Origin of the sequence: Nocardia crassostreae (assembly GCF_001613405.1) — a bacterium.
Lineage (GTDB): Bacteria > Actinomycetota > Actinomycetes > Mycobacteriales > Mycobacteriaceae > Nocardia > Nocardia crassostreae.
In genome coordinates, this window is the sequence record NZ_BDCH01000041.1 from 34,371 (window position 1) to 49,554 (window position 15,184).

Annotated in this window: 11 protein-coding genes; all 11 read right to left on the reverse strand. The window is 69.1% G+C overall.

Going from position 1 to position 15,184, the window contains the following annotated elements:
* Nucleotides 1-11 precede the first annotated feature (11 nt).
* The 11 genes from NC4_RS44965 to NC4_RS35690 all read right to left on the reverse strand — a co-directional run bounded on the left by NC4_RS44965 (nucleotide 12) and on the right by NC4_RS35690 (nucleotide 15,136).
* Complete coding sequence (locus NC4_RS44965) at nucleotides 12-1,151, reverse strand: condensation domain-containing protein (protein ID WP_369690819.1); 1,140 nt, start codon at nucleotides 1,149-1,151, stop codon at nucleotides 12-14.
* Nucleotides 1,117-2,133 (reverse strand): 3-hydroxyacyl-CoA dehydrogenase family protein, encoded by a 1,017-nt coding sequence (locus NC4_RS35645; protein ID WP_084530099.1) that lies wholly within the window; start codon nucleotides 2,131-2,133, stop codon nucleotides 1,117-1,119. The genes NC4_RS44965 and NC4_RS35645 overlap by 35 nt, the downstream gene beginning before the upstream one ends.
* Nucleotides 2,130-6,707 carry a condensation domain-containing protein gene (locus NC4_RS39715; RefSeq protein WP_157555426.1) on the reverse strand — a complete coding sequence of 1,526 codons (4,578 nt, stop codon included), beginning with the start codon at nucleotides 6,705-6,707 and terminating at the stop codon, nucleotides 2,130-2,132. The genes NC4_RS35645 and NC4_RS39715 overlap by 4 nt, the downstream gene beginning before the upstream one ends.
* 8 nt (nucleotides 6,708-6,715) lie before the next feature.
* On the reverse strand, nucleotides 6,716-8,638 hold the full coding sequence (locus tag NC4_RS35655; RefSeq protein WP_067547969.1) for a non-ribosomal peptide synthetase: 1,923 nt from the start codon (nucleotides 8,636-8,638) through the stop codon (nucleotides 6,716-6,718).
* Nucleotides 8,635-9,660 (reverse strand): HAD-IIIC family phosphatase, encoded by a 1,026-nt coding sequence (locus NC4_RS35660; protein WP_067547972.1) that lies wholly within the window; start codon nucleotides 9,658-9,660, stop codon nucleotides 8,635-8,637. Before NC4_RS35660 ends, NC4_RS35655 begins: the two co-directional genes overlap by 4 nt.
* A 3-nt stretch (nucleotides 9,661-9,663) precedes the next feature.
* Nucleotides 9,664-10,644 (reverse strand): beta-ketoacyl-[acyl-carrier-protein] synthase family protein, encoded by a 981-nt coding sequence (locus NC4_RS35665; RefSeq protein WP_067547975.1) that lies wholly within the window; start codon nucleotides 10,642-10,644, stop codon nucleotides 9,664-9,666.
* Complete coding sequence (locus NC4_RS35670; RefSeq protein ID WP_067547977.1) at nucleotides 10,641-11,735, reverse strand: acyl-CoA dehydrogenase family protein; 1,095 nt, start codon at nucleotides 11,733-11,735, stop codon at nucleotides 10,641-10,643. The genes NC4_RS35665 and NC4_RS35670 overlap by 4 nt, the downstream gene beginning before the upstream one ends.
* Complete coding sequence (locus NC4_RS35675) at nucleotides 11,732-12,007, reverse strand: acyl carrier protein (protein WP_067547980.1); 276 nt, start codon at nucleotides 12,005-12,007, stop codon at nucleotides 11,732-11,734. Before NC4_RS35675 ends, NC4_RS35670 begins: the two co-directional genes overlap by 4 nt.
* A 136-nt stretch (nucleotides 12,008-12,143) precedes the next feature.
* Nucleotides 12,144-12,503 (reverse strand): hypothetical protein, encoded by a 360-nt coding sequence (locus NC4_RS35680; protein WP_067547983.1) that lies wholly within the window; start codon nucleotides 12,501-12,503, stop codon nucleotides 12,144-12,146.
* A 10-nt stretch (nucleotides 12,504-12,513) separates the two neighbouring features.
* A complete protein-coding gene (locus NC4_RS35685; protein WP_067547986.1) occupies nucleotides 12,514-13,311 on the reverse strand; it encodes an FHA domain-containing protein in 798 nt (265 codons plus the stop codon).
* Nucleotides 13,312-13,540: 229 nt separating this feature from the next.
* Nucleotides 13,541-15,136 carry an MFS transporter gene (locus tag NC4_RS35690; RefSeq protein ID WP_067547990.1) on the reverse strand — a complete coding sequence of 532 codons (1,596 nt, stop codon included), beginning with the start codon at nucleotides 15,134-15,136 and terminating at the stop codon, nucleotides 13,541-13,543.
* Between the last annotated feature and the right edge of the window lie 48 nt (nucleotides 15,137-15,184).

Here is a 15,184-nt window from a genome sequence, read left to right on the forward strand (position 1 = left end):
ACGCGAGTGCATCACCCGCGACAGGTGCGACATCCGCACCGCATGCGGCGTCGGGATGGCGGCCTTCGATGTACTGATTCTCGCCGGGCGCGGCAAGGCCGAATCGGGCGATCGGGGTGCGCGGTTCGTGCGCCAGCCGCGTCAGCAGGCGGGCAATGCGGTTGCGGTGAGCGGGGTGCGCCGCAGCGGTGGTGATCTGCCAGCTGCCTGCGGCACGGTCGTCTACACACACCGTGAGAGCTTCGGCTTGTCCGGCCACGATGTGCACCGGCTGTGCGCCGAGGGTGGTCAGTGCCGCACCGGGCAGCATCCGGGCTACAAGAGGCCAGTTGCGCGTCGGCCCATGGGTCGTCGATGTCGGGGATGTACCGGTGTCGGCGCGCCTTGCGTAGTTCCCGGCCCACCTGTTTGGCGATCGCGTCGAAGGTGTCGCGCGGTTGGACCGGGATCCGGAGCGGCACAATGGTTTCCCCGTTGTCGAATGCAATCACGCATTCACGGGTCATGGTCAGGCGGGTGCTGTATACGGCTAGTGCGGCCAAAGCGACAGCGGGTGCGCCGCCGCCACTGGTACGCGCGATCCTATTGAGTGCCTGTGATTCTCCCGCCGGAGCCCAGAGCGGACCGACGGGCTCATCGTGGGTGGCGGGGAGAGGTTCGAGCCGGGGTGCGTCGACCAGGGTTTGTTCCCAGTAGTCGCGGTCGGCTGCCCATGCGCCCGATTCGTGGTAGAGGCGTTCGACTTCCAGGCGGATCGTCGGCGTGCCGAACGGCGGATTCGGATCGAGGTTCCCGGAAATGTCGCCGAGTACGTCGCGCACCCGGGCGAGGATGGCGAGCATGCCGGGCTGGTCGATGATCAGGCGGTGGTAACGCTGGTACCAGCCGATTCGGCCATCGGGGAACCGGAAGACCGCGTGCCTGTACAGCGGGCCCCGCGCGATATCCAGGGGACGGGCGCGTTCTTCATCGATCCAGGCGCTGACGAAATCGGGGGCCTCGGCGGTGACCACGAGGGTTGGAGTGGGGGTGATCTCATAGACCTGAATCGCGCCGGTGTCGTCGCGGAAGGCGCTGTGTAGCGCCGGGCATTCCGTGAGGACGGTGTCGACGGCATTACGCAGGGTGTCCGCATCCAGGGGACCGGTCAGCTCGACATAGAGGTCGAAGTACTGGTCTCCGGTGGTGAGCGCGGCGCGTTGGGCATCGCTCGGGGGGCGCGGGCCCGCCGGGGTGGCGGCGACCGGGTTGCCGGTGGTCGCGGCGGTGGCAGCGATAGTCATGGAATCCTTGTCCGGTCTTGCGGCCGAAATGTCCTGCGGTGACGAGCTTCTCCAGGGCGGGCGGCACCCGGTAGTGGTCCTCGCCGGTTTCGCGGCGCAGCACCTCGATGGTGTCGGCGACGTTGTCGAGACCGATCAGGTCGGCGGTGCGCAGGGGGCCCATTCGGTGGCCGAGGCAGCGTTCGAAGAGGGCGTCGACGGTCTCCGCGTCGACGCCGGTGTCCAGGGTGGCGGCGGCTTCGGCGATGGTGAGCATGAGCAGGCGGTTGATCACGAAGCCGGGGCGGTCGCCGACGACAATGGCTTCCTTGCCCAATGCCGTGAGCAATTCGGTGGCCCGCTTCAGGGTCGCGGGGGAAGTCTGTTCTCCGCGAACGACTTCCACCTCATCGGTGAGCGGCGCGGGGTTCATGAAGTGCAGGCCGAGCACCTGTTCGGGCCGGGCGGTGGCGGCGGCCAGGCGGGCGATCGGGATCGCCGAGTTGATGGAGGCGAAGACGGCTGCGGGCGCGCAGTGCCGGTCCAGCTCGGCGAACAGCTGTTCCTTCAATTCGATGCGTTCGGTGGCGCATTCGATAACGAAGTCGATGCGGCTCGCCTCGCGGGCGGTGCTCAGTTCGTCGATGCGTTCCACCCAGTGCACGCGCCGCGCGGCGTCGAGCGCGGTCCGGCGATCACCGCGCCCCAGCAGCAGCGCCAATCGCACCGCCTCGTTCAAGCCCCGGCGCGCCCGCTCCACGGCCTGGGGATCTGGTTCGACCACGATCACCTCGCGACCGGCCTGGGCCAGGCATTGGGCAATGCCCGCGCCCATGGTGCCTGCGCCGATCACCGCCACGATTCCGGTCATCGGGTCACCTCCGCTTCGGTCATGCAACGCAGCGCGATATCGGCCACCGGTTCGTCCGGTGTCTCCGGGAGGCCGCGCAGCAGCCGGATCAGGTCCGCGAGCATGTGTTCCGCGGTCACCTCGTCGAAAAGGTCTGTGGCATAACTCAGTTCGAGAACCGGTCCGCCCTCGCCGGACCGCCGATCGAGGGTCAGCTCGGCATCGGGCCGGGGATCGCCATAGCGAACCGGTCCCGCACCGGCAGTGCCCGTCCGGGCGGCGAGGGCCGCGGTCGCCCGCGAGATCAGTTCGGCTCCGGTCGGTTCATCGGCGAGGTGAAATCGCGCCACGCCCTCGGCCAGGCCGACTTCCACCTCGTCGGAGCCGGAGTACCAGCTCAGCAGCGCCACCCAGGCCGCGAGCAGCGCCGCGTCCTCGGGTGCGGTGTCGATCGGCGCGCGGACGGTGCCCGGCGTGTACTGCCGTGGCTCGCTCCCGCGCGGCCGATCGGTCGGAATATCCAGCGCCGCGGCCTGTTCGGTCGACGGGGCCGCGGCAGCCGCGACGATCAGCAACTCCTCGATCGACCGGTCGGGCGCGGACCCCACGAGTTCGGTGAGAATCTCGAGGAATCCGGCCGCGAACCCGGCCGCCGTGCGCCGGGTGAACAATTCGGTGCTGTACTCGAAGCAGGCCAGCATGTCGTGGTCGTCGCTGCGGTCGTAGGTGATCAGGCTCAGATCGAATTTCGCCGTACCGGCGGGCAATCCGCCGAACGCGTTCTCGATGGAGTGCTCCAGATCGAAGAACTCCGTCTCACCGCCGCCGAGTGGATTCGCCTTGCCGATGAGATCCTGATGCACGTAGAGCACGTCGAAGATCGGGGTGCGGGAGGTGTCGCGCTGGTCGTCGAGCGCGTGCACGACCCGTTCGAACGGAATCTCCTGATTCTCCAGCGCGCCCAGCACAATGGCGCGCACCCGCTCGAGCAGATCGGCCAGCGTGGCAGGTCCGGACAGATTGGCGCGCAGGGCGACGGTGCTGTTGAAGAACCCGATGAGCCCCTCCAGCTCGCGGCGGGTGCGACCGGTGGTCGGCGTGCCGATGACCAGGTCGCGCTGTCCGCTGCGCCGGGCGAGCAGCAGGTAGAAGGCGCTCAGCAGTACCACGAACAGCGAGACCGATTCCCGTTTCGCGACCGCGCGCGACCGGGCCAGCAGTTCGGCCGAGACCGTGAACGGCTCCAGCTCACCGGCGAAGGTCTTGCGCGGCGGGCGCGGAAAGTCGGTGGGCAGTCGCAGTTTCGGCGCATTCCGCAGCAGGTGCACCCAGTACTCGAGCTCGTGGTCGAGCGCACCGGAATCCAGCAGCTCGCGATGCCAGCGCGCGTAATCGCCGTAGCGCACCGGCAGCGGCTCCAGCTCCGCGGTGCGACCCTCCTGCCGCGCGGCGTACAGCTGCGGGATCTCACGGGCCAGAATTCCGGGCGTCTGCCCGTCGGTGACGCAGTGATGGCAGGTCACCTGCAGCACATGCATATCGGGCGCGAGCGTCACCAGCAGCACCCGCACCATCGGATCCCGCGCCAGATCGAACGGCACCAGCGCGGCCTCCCGGATCAACCCGCGCGCGGCGGCCACCGCATCGGATTCCCCGGAAACATCCACGAGCCGGAAGAATTCGCCCAGCGCGGGCCGCACGCGGACCACCGGCAGACCATCCACCTCGACGAGGTTGTACCGCAGCGGTTCGTGCCGCTGCGCGAAATCCTCGAAGGTGCCCTTGATCGCGGCCGCGTCGATCGCTCCCCGCAGCACATTGACGACCGGATAGTTGTAGAGCGTGGTCTCCGGAACGAGCTGATGGTGGAACCACATCCGCTCCTGCCCGGGTGACATGACCAGCTCGTCGGTCCGTTCGATGGGCGGCAGACTCCGCAACCGCGTCTCCGCCTCGTCCACCGATTCCGCTCCCGCACTGAGCAATTCGGCGAACTCGGCGACCTTGTGCCGCTCGTACACATCGAGCAGCCTGGGCCGGAACCCATAAACCGCCTCCACCCGCTCGACCAGCTGCACGGCAATGATGGAATTGCCCCCGACATCGAAATAGTCGTCGTCCGGCCCGATTTCGTGCTCGGCATGCAGCAGCTCCCGCAGCACCCCGCGCAGCCATTCGATCTCATCCGGCGGCGTGGTCACAGCCCCGGTATCGCCGCTCGCACCCGCCTCATGAGCGGTCGCGACGCGCGCACCCCCGGATTCGACGGGCATTGCGGCGGTATGCAATTCGACCCAGCACCGCGACCGCTGCAATGGATGTCCCGGCAGCCGCACGCGCCGCCCGTCCCCGAGATCGACGCGCGCCCAGTCCAGATCCACACCGCGCTCGTAGAGACGCCCGAGAATCCCCAGGACACCGCCCGATTCGACGGACACGAACAATACCTCCGCGTCGTCCCGCCCCGCGAGATCCTCCGCGAGGAACCGCCCCAGCAGCCCATCGGGACTCGGATCGACGAAAACAACCGCCCCATCCCGCAACAATGTCTCCGCCGCCACCCGCAGCCGCCCCCGCTCCACCCCGGGCTCCGCCGCCGCAGCACTCAACTCCCCCGCATCGACAACAGCCTTCGACCCGAGCAAATACCTCGCCGCATATTTCGAAGCACCCCCGCTGAGTACAGCGGCGAACTGAATCCCACACGCCCGCAGCCGATCATGCGCGGCAATCTGCCCCGCGAGCACGTTCCCCACCTCCCCCACCGCAGGCAAGTGTGCGGGCAGCCCAACCGGCCCCACCCCCGCCGTCGCCCCATCGGCCGACATCGACGCCTCCGCATCCGTTCCGTTCGGCGACCCGAGCCCGTGCCTGGTCAGCATGTCGGTCCCGTCCCCGGCAGGCATCGCCCCGGGCGAGAGCAGCAGCGCCACCCGCGGCGCGACCGGCACTCCGGCATCCGGATCGATCGCCGCCCCGCGCTTCTCCAACGCGTCCGCGAATTCACCCGCACCCGTAGCGCACACCGCGACCCGATGCCCCCGATGCTCCCGCCCCATGTCGAGCGTGAACGCGATATCCGCGAAATCCCCCGCACCCGCCCGCACGTGTCGCACCACGTCACGGCACAGTTCCGCGAGTGCGCCCGGGGTCCGGGCGGACACGCCCACCAGCCGCGGCGAAACCCCGCCCGCCCCGGTCGGCTCGCTCGGCAATTGCCCTGCGACAAGGTCTGCGTGCGGCACGACAGCGCCCAGGTGCGACACGATCTCGGTCGGCTGCGGTATGGGTGCGCCCGATTTCCGCGCGGCGCCGGGCGACTCCGATTCCGGGGGCGCCTGCTGTAGGACGCAGTGCGCGTTGGCGCCGCCGAGGCTGTAGGAGCTCACGCCTGCCAGGCGCGGGGCGCTGCTTTGCCACAGGCGCAGGTGGGTGAGGACCTCGATTCCGGCTGCGTTCAGGTCGAGATCTCCGGTGGGGCGATGGAAGTGCAAGGACGGGAACAGTTGTACGTCGGAAACCGACAGCACGGCTTTCACCAGGCCCGCGACACCGGCCGCGTGGTCGAGGTGGCCGATATTGGTTTTGACCGATCCGATCGGCAGCCGGGTGGGGCGGCCCGCGAAGGCGGTGCGCAGCCCTTCGAGTTCGACGGCATCACCCAGGCGGGTGGCGGAGCCATGCGCTTCGAGATAGCCCGCGGTGCGCGGGTCCGCTCCCGCATTGCGCCAGGCGCGCTCGATGACCTTGGTCTGGGCCGCGGCGCTGGGGGTGCTGATGGTGGCCGACGAATGGCCGTTGTGCAGGACCGCGCTGCCGCGAATGACGGCGTAGATCGGGGCGCGGTCGACGCGGGCTCGCGCGAGGGTGGTCAGCAGCAGGGCCGCGCCGCCCTCGCCGGGAACCGTGCCGTCGGCGTCGGCGTCGAAGGCGCGGACTTTGCCGCCGGTCGAGGCGATTTCGGTCATGGTCCGCGCGGTCCACGCCGGGGATCCGCCGGAGCGCACGCTGACACCGCCCGCGAGGGCGTAATCCGCATCGCCGGACCGCAATTCGCGGCAGGCGTGGTGGACCGCGATGAGGGAGGCGTTGCAGCCGCTGTCGATGGCGTAGGTCGGGCCGGTCAGGCCGAGCAAGTGCGCGATGCGGGCGGGGACGCCGAAGGGCAGGTTGCCCAGCATGGCCAGGGGGCCCGGGTCGACGGCCATGGCGTGGTAGGTGGGCATGGGGGCGCTGAAGACCACGGCGGTCGCGGCGTCGCGCAGGGTGTGCGGTGCGTAGCCGCCGTCCTCGATTGCCTTGTGCGCCAGTTCGAGGGCGATGCGCTGCTGCGGAGCCATCAGGGATGCTTCGCGTTTGGACAATCCGAAGAAGGCGTAGTCGAAGCTGTGGATATCGGTGAGATGCCCCATGGGCAGGTAGGTGACGCGGCGGTCGAGTGCGGTCGCCTCCGCCCGGGATTCGGGCATGGGCCCGATGGAGTCCCGCCCGGCGGTCAGGTTGGCGCGGAACTCGTCGAGGTTCGACGCGTCGGGGAACCGGACGCCGAGACCGACGATGGCGATATCGTCATTGCGCAGTGCTGGTGTGTTCACGGTTTCTCTCAAACCTCGAATGCCATGGGGGCGTTGCCGTCCGGCGCCGATGCCGCGGGCCGCGCCGGATCCGCCGACAGCTCGGCCGCCTGCGCGGCCACGGTGTCGAGATCGAACAGCAGCCCCACCGAGATGACGCCGGGCCAGCGCTCCTCCAGGCGCATGTGCAGCGCCACCACGCGGTGGGAGTTGCCGCCGACATCGAGAAACCGGTCGTCGCGGTCGAATTCGTCGTGCAGCAGTACCTCGGACCAGATGTCGCCGAGGGCCCGCTCGGTCTCGGTCCAGCTTTCCCGCGAGGGCGCGGGCCGCCGTTCGGCGGGCGCGTGCAGCAGCGCGAGCAGGGCCGCTTCGTCGAGCTTGCTGCTGCCCGCCGCGATGGGCAGCGAGTCGACGGCCACGAATCGTCCCGGAACCGACTCGGGCACCAGCCGTTCGGCGCAATGCTCGAACAGGGCGGCGGTGGCGGGCGGCGCGACCGCACCGTCCACGGGGACCCAGAACGCGGCCAGGTACAGGCTGTCATCGGCGTCGGTCGCGGCCAACACGACCGCCTCGCGCACGGCCGGATGGTCTTCCAGCACCGCCTCGACCGCGCCGCGCTCGATCCGCACGCCGCGGACCTTCACCTGACTGTCGGCCCGGCCGTGGAATTCGATGTCGCCATTGGCGTCCACGCGCGCGAGGTCCCCCGTGAGGTACATGCGCGCACCCGGCTCCGCGGCGAACGGATCGGCCACGAAACGGGTCGCGGTCAATCCCGGCCGGGCCGCATAACCATCGGTGATCTGCTGTCCGCCCAGATAGAGATCCCCGCGCGTGCCCCGCCGGACCGGCCGCAGCGCACCGTCCACAATGTGCGCCGTCGTACCCGCGCTCGGGCGGCCGATCGGCACCACATGGTGCGGCTTGTCTGCCACCACATGGCAGATGCAGGTGACCGTTGCCTCGGTGGGCCCGTATTCGTTGTGCAGCCGGGTGGCGGGCAGCACCTCGCGATGCTCCTCGATCAGACGCGGCGGCACCGCCTCCCCGCCCAGGGTGACGATCCGCAGCGTCGACCGCAGTTCGGCCAGCCGGGGCAGCAGCAGCCGGTAGAACGACGGCGTCGCGACGAGATGCGAAACACCGTGACGGCGTGCGAGTTCGGCGACCGCCTCCACATCGCGCAGCATCCCGGCGTCGGGCAGCACACTGGTGCCGCCGACCGTGAGCGCCCACGCCATGCCCATGAAGGAGCCGTCCCAGATCAGCCGCATGGCCGAGAACGTGACGAGCTCGCCGTCGATATGCGGCGGATAGTCCCGCGAACCGATGAGGGCCGCGAGGTTAGCGCGCGAGACGACGACCGCCTTGGGCACACCCGTGGACCCGGAAGTCGTGATGGCGTACGCGGGCGCGTTCATGGGCGGCTGCTCCGGCAACCCGACCTCGAGCGGCTCCACCCCGAGCGGCTCCACCCCGAGCGGCTCCACCCCGAGCGGCTCCACCCCGAGCGGCTCCACCGCGGGCGGCTCGGCCACCACGGCGATATCGATCACCGCCGGTCCGCCCTGCGCCGCCAGTGCTGCCGCCGCATCGCCCGGGGTGAGCGGATCGCGCCCGTCGATGAGCACCGCCGCGCAGTCCACCGCCTCCAGTACCGCGACCAGCGCCGATTCACCGTGCCCGGGTTCGATGACGCACCAGACCGCGGCCGCGCGCAGGGCCGCGATCATGCCGATCAACGAGTCCAGATTCTGCCGCTGGTACACGATGACCGTCTGCCCCGGGCGTACCCCGGCCGCCACCAGGCGGCGGGCGAGAGCCGCTGTCGCGGTATCGAGTTCGCGATAGGTGAGCGAGCGCTCCCCCACTACCAGTGCGGTGCGCTCGGGCACCCGCTCGACCTGGCGCAGGATGCCGCTCAGCAGGTCATGTCCCGTGCTCATCGAACCACCTCGACATGTCCGGTGCCGCCGATACTTTCGACCGGAACGGTGCAGGCGAGCAGCATGCGGTCGCCGTCGGTCTCGACCACCTCGAAGCCCGCGAAGCGCAGCGTCACGAGCATGACCCGATTGAGCTGCGTCGCAAGGAATTCCGCCGCGGGCCGCCGCCCCGCCGCCCGGGCGCGCCGGACCAGTTCGGCAATGAGCGCCGTCCCGACGCCGCGTGACATGACGCGGCAGGACATGAGAAGCAGCAGCAGCACCGAATCGTCGCCGCGCCGCTCGGTGACCGCCAGCCCGATGGTGCCGTAGCCACCGAAGCGGTCGGTCAGCGCGGCGACGAGCACCTCGTGCCGCGGTGACGCGCACAGCTCCCGCAGTTCGTCGATATCGAAGGTGACGCCGGTGGTGTTGAGCTGATGGGTGCGCTCGGTGAGTTCGTGCGCCCGGATCAGATCCGCCTCCGAGGCTTCCCGCACGGTCATGACCAGATCCAGCGAGGCCAGGAAATCGGCGTCCGAACCGCCGTATTCGGCGTGGGACTGCTTCCGCTCTCGCTCCGCGCGATACAGCATCCGGCGCTGCCGCGCCTCGGATGTCGTTGCGCCGGGCCGGAACTCGGGCAGGTCCGGCAGTTCGGCAATGCGCTCGGCCGGATAGCAGCGGACCTCCGGGAACGCGGCGACCACCTCGGCCACCTCGAACGGATCGTTGTCGACGAACGCGATCGCGTCCCGGCCGATATTCAAGCTCTCGGCGATCCGCCGGATGGCTTCCGATTTGGGTCCCCAGCCGATCTCGATGGCCGAGAACATGTCCTCGATGCCGTGCCGCCGCAAATGCGCCGTGGCGGCCTCCGGTTCACCGCGGCTCGCCACGGCGTGCAGGATGCCGCGCTCGTCGAGTGTCCGAAGCGCCCGCAGCGCTTCGGGTTTCGGCGCACCGCCGTCGGATTCCAGGACCACTCCGGGCCCCACCGTATCGTCGAGATCCCAGACCAGGCATTTCACCAGTGCCGTCATTGCTCACACTCTCCGCATCAGACCGGCGCTCCAGGCCGCGACCGGGCTGCTGTTCAGCAGCAGCGCGTACTCCCCCGCCGCACGCGCATGCGCGGCGGCCTCCAGATTGACCAGCATGTCCATCGAACCGAGGTGGCCGTAGGCCGCGAGATTGCTCCGGCAGGCCTTGTCGACCGGGCGATCCAGGGCCTCTTCCCAGAAGGCGAAGGCGCCCGCCGACAGGTTCTGCATGAGGACCGGCCCCACCGTCGCGGCCTCGATTCCATTGCGCTCCAGCAGTTCCGGAATGATGGCGTCGAACCGTTTCTTGCTCTCGACCGCGACCCGGAACGAATACGTGGATTCGTCCGCGCATTCCTCGACCCATTCCTCGGACGGGATATCGCGGTAGTCGATGCGGAACAGATCCGCGTATTTGCCGTCGCTGCGCACGATCTCGTCGACGAACTCCCAGCGCCCGGGACCGGAGGCGGTGACCAGGACGGCGGCCGCGCCGTCGCCGAGCACCGTCATGGGCGGGCGATAACGATTGCGGGTCGGCGTCTTGGCCGCAGTGACCAGCAGGACATTGCGGCATCGGTCATCGCCGCGCACCAGGCTCGCGGCCAGGGTCAGCGCGGCGGAGATGGAGACGCAGCCCAGATCGCCCACGCCCGTGGTGAACGCGCGGGTCGCGCCGATCCGGTGTTGCAGCCGAGTGGCTTCCGATGCGAGCAGATATTGCGGCGCGCGTCCGGTGACGAGCAGCAGTGCGTCGATATCCTCGGCGTCGAGCCCGGCCTCGGCCAGCGCCGACTGCGCCGCCGCGGCCGCGAGATCCACCTCGGACAGCTCCCCGGCGGTCCGCACCGTCTCGACGCCCAGGGCCAGCGCGTGCTCGCGGCGTTGCACCGCAAGGTAATCCAGCTCGTCGAGGGTGGCCACCTCGGCGGTGGCCTCCGGGAACCACGTGGCCACCGGGCCGAGCAGCACCCGCGCGCTCATCGCACACCCCGCAAGACGTGTTCACCCATGGTCACCTCGGCGACCTCCTGTGCTCCCTCGATGATCTGCATGACCTTGGCGTCGCGATAGAAGCGGCCGACGCGGCTGTCCGGCGCGCATCCGGCGGCGCCGAGCACCTGGACGGCGCGCTCGCTCACGGCGGCGGCGGTCCCAGCGGCCGCGTATTTGGCGGCAATGGTGTCGATGAGCGCGCGCGGCGATCCGGCCATCCGGGATGCGGCGGCGCGTTCGCATATCGCTTGCGCGCCTTCCACATCCGCCCAGCTGCGGCCGAGGGTCGCGCGCACCGTCTGATGCTCGGCGAGAGCGGTGCCGCCCTGCACCCGGGTGGCGGCGTGCGCGGCGGCATCGTCGAGGCAGGCGCGGGCGAGCCCGACACAGCCCCAGGCGACGGTGAATCGCCCGTGGTCCAGGGCCGTTCCGATAACATGGGAGAGCCCGAATCCCGGGGGCGCGATGAGGTCGGCGGCAGGTACGCGGACCCGGTCGAACCGGATGTTCGCCAGCCGCGCGCCGTGCAGGCCGAGCCCGCTTTCCACCGGTTCCACGTGCACGCCGGGACGGTCGCGCTCGACGAGCGCGGTGCACAAACCCCCGTCCGTGCGGCCGAGCACCAGGAAGACCCCGGCGGCCTGCCCGAAGGTGACCCACAGTTTGGTCCCGGAGATCAACCGATCTGTGCCGTCGGCATCGAAAGTCATTGGGACACCGGCCAGTTCGGTGCCCGCTCCGGCCTCGGTCGCGGCCAGCGCGGCGACCGTCGCACCGGTGGCGAGGCGGGGCAGCCACGCCTCGCGCTGCGCTCCCGTGCCCCACCGATCCACCGCGGCGGCGACCATTCCGTGCACCGTCAGCAGCGATCTCAGGCCGGTGCAGGCGTATCCGACCGTCGCGGCCATCCGGCCCAGTTCGAGCGCATCGAGCCCGCCGCCCCCGAATGCCGCGGGCCGATCCGCTCCGAGCAGCCCGCTGCGCGCCGCCAGCGCGATCGCCTCTGCGGGCAGTCCCTCCCGATCCCAGTGCGCCGCATCCGATTCCGCCGCAGCCACCAGCTTCTCGACATCGATCACGGGCGCGCAGTCCCCGCCCGCTTGCGCGCGACGAACGCGGCCGCCCGCGCCGCCGTCCGGAAATTGTCGAGTTCGAGATCGTCCACCTCGACCGAGATCCCGTAGGTCTGCTCCACGTGCACGACGATTTCCAGCGCCCGCAGCGAATTGACCAGCCCCAGCGCGAAAATATCGTCGTCGGCGCTCAATTCGACGGTCGCCATGGAGCCGAAGTAGTCCAGAAGTTCCGCCGTCAATTCCGCGCCGCGCTGCTCCACATGTTCCACGGCCACCTCGCCTCTCGCTGTGAGCTCGAAGGCGAACGCGTCACGACCCTCGCCCGGTAGACCACGACACCATCAGCCCCGATCTTGGACAAGCCCCGGGTTCCACTGGCGGCGGCGCGGCTGGCACCACCGGCAGGGGCGCTTACAGGCCGAGCAGGGCCAGTATCGGCGCGCCCGCCGCGCCGAGCCACCGGGCGAGCGCGACAAGCGGTTTGTGCACGGCCGATTCGGCGCCCGCGACCGCGGTGACCGCCTGGGCGATGCGAGTCAGGCGGGCGCCTATGCCCTCGCGGTCCGGCTGCGGCTGGGTCAGCTCGCGCTGGACCGCCTCGGCATCGGCCGCCGCGCGGTCCATGCCCATGCGCCGCAAGACTTCCGCGAGTTCGACGGCGAACTGCACCGGTCCGGTCGACTCGAATGTGCCGCTCTGCCCGCCGTAGATCGTTTGATTGCCCGCGACATTGTTGATGTTGCCCTGTTGCGAGCCGATATTGAATACCACGAGATTCCCCTTATGCAGTAAATGGTGAGTTCCACGCGTGGCGCGGATCCGAATCGACCTTGCGCGCTCGGGCCGCCGCGACGATCCACATGATCAGCCCGATGAAGAACAGGATCTGGCCGACGAACGCAACCATGAAGCAGATCAGCCCGGCCGGGATGCCGAGGCTCGTCTCGGGGCCGAATATCTCGAAATCCGGCAGTTCCGTGCTGTTCTGGAACGATTCATCCCCGAACGCGGTGCTGAAACCGCCGATCGCGGTCACCAGGTAGTAGGCGTAGCCGAGTATTCCGCCGACGGTCAGGAAAAGGCCGACCCAGAACACGAATCGCGCCTTCGTCCGGGAGGCCGCGACCGCACGCAGGAAGCTTTCCCGTTCCTGGATATAGCTGTTGTACTGGTCGCCGCCGACATTGCTGATCTGCCGCCCCGTCTGACGATCGATATCGTAGGTGACACGCTGCGGCCGATACCGCCGAATGTCCTCTCGAGACATGATCGTGGTACGCGGTCCGGTCCCCTGTTCGAAACGCGCGTCGATATTTCCGAAGGTGACGATATCGCCGTCGTGTAGCTCCCTGGCGCCCGTAATGAATTCGCCGTCGATCCGCGTGCCGTTGGACGATCCGAGATCCTCGACGGTGACCCGGCCACCGACATTGCTGATCTCCGCGTGCATGCCGCTGACGTGCTGATCATCGAGGCGAATGGTGGCGCGCGGGCCCCGCCCGACCAGTTGCCGCCCCGGATCCAGACGAAGCACGGTACCCGCCAATTCCTGCGGGTGGAGGATCACCAACCGCTCCACACCCGAATTGTCGCAAGCCCGAACACACGCCGAATGAGTAATCCGCTACCCTATTCGCGATTGCACCTGTAATGGATACTCAGTCGCGCCGGTTCGGTGACCGAACGGACAGAACAGGCCGCCACGCTGAGGTCCTGGTCTGTCCGCCCCCAACCACCCTCGGCTCGAGCCTGCCCCTCCCGGCTCGGCCCGCTGGGCTTGGTCTGTGCCGCGGGCGCGGTGTCACCGGCTACGGGCGTCTTGTGCCGGTTCCGCGCAGTGTCTCCCGATCACGCTGTCGCGCGATCTGATCCAGGGAGCTGTCCGGCGGCGGAGCGGCGGTTGCCAGCGCGGCCTCGTCCAGATCGGCGCGGCGCAGGGTGGCGAAGGCGATGACGCCGGATACCGCGGCGATGACGGCCGCCAGCGCCATGGCATCGTGCAGTCCGCTCACGAAGGCCGATTCGGCGGCCGCCCGCACGGTCTCGGATGCCGTCGCCGCGCGCGGGCCACCGGCGGCGACGACATCGCCGACCTCGGCGGCCTTGTCCCCGAATACCGTTCGCGCGGTCTCGGTCGCGGTGAAGGCACTGCCGACCCGGGCCTGGAAGTACGCGCCGACAGCCGCGATGCCGACGGCGAGACCGGCTTGCTGAAAGGTCTCATTGATGCCCGAGGCCATTCCCGCCTTGGCCGGGGTGGTCACCGCAATGGAGAATCCGGCGCGGGCGGGACCGAACATGCCCATGCCGATACCGATCAGCACCATGGCCGGAATCAATGCGGTCCACTCGGAGCCGACGTCGGTCAGCAGCACCGCGAGCAGGCCCGCCGCGATGAAGAGTTGTGAACCGCCGACTAGCACCGCGGGCCGCATGCGAACGACCGCGCCGCCGGTGACCGCGGCCACGAGGAACAGGACGAACGTCAACGGCAGAAAGCGCAGCCCCGCGTCCAGCGCCGCATAGCCGAGCAGATTCTGGGTGTAGGAGATGAGCACGAACAGCGCGGGCATGACCGACAGCGCGCACAGCGCCGTCACCACCGACAAGCCGTCGAAGGTCCGGTTGCGGAACAGGGCGAGATCGAACATGGCCCGATCCGGCCGCGCCACCTGAAGCGCGGTGAACACCGCGAGCAGCACACCCGCGACCACGAAGCAGCCGATGATCCGCGCACTGCCCCAGCCGTCCTGTTCGCCGCGCAGGAACCCGAGCACCAGGAAGAACAGCGCGGCCGAGAACGCGACCATGCCCGGCAGATCCACGGGAGGCGGAGTGTCGCTACGCGATTCGCGCATCCTCAGATAGCCGACGAGCAGCGCGAGCACGGTGAGCGGAACATTGACGAGAAAGATCAGCCGCCAACTCCACAGCTCGGTGAGCCCACCGCCGATCAACGGACCGAACGCGATCGCGAGCCCGGCGACCGCACCGAACACCCCGAAGGCCAGTCCCCGATCCCGCCCCCGGAACTCGTTTCCGAGCAGCGGGGGCCCGACAGCGAAAAGCACTGCGCCACCCAGCCCTTGGACAAACCTGGCCACAATGAGCGTCACGTCGTCGGGCGCCACTCCACACACGAGGGAGGCGACCACGAAAATCATCAACCCAGCGTCGAACACCCTCTTCCGCCCGACCCGATCCGCGAGCGACCCCGCGGCCAACAGCACCGCGGCCAACCCGAGCGCATAGGAATCCAGAATCCATTGCAGCGCAGTGAAACCGGACCCGAACTCCCCCCGAATATCGGGCAGCGCCACGTTCACCACCGTCAGATCGAGCATCAACATGAACGTGGCAACCGCAACCACAACCAACGTCCACAGGGAACTCCGGGATTTCATGAATTCCCCTCCGGACAGACCCGCACCGGCCCCTTCAGCCGGACCGCC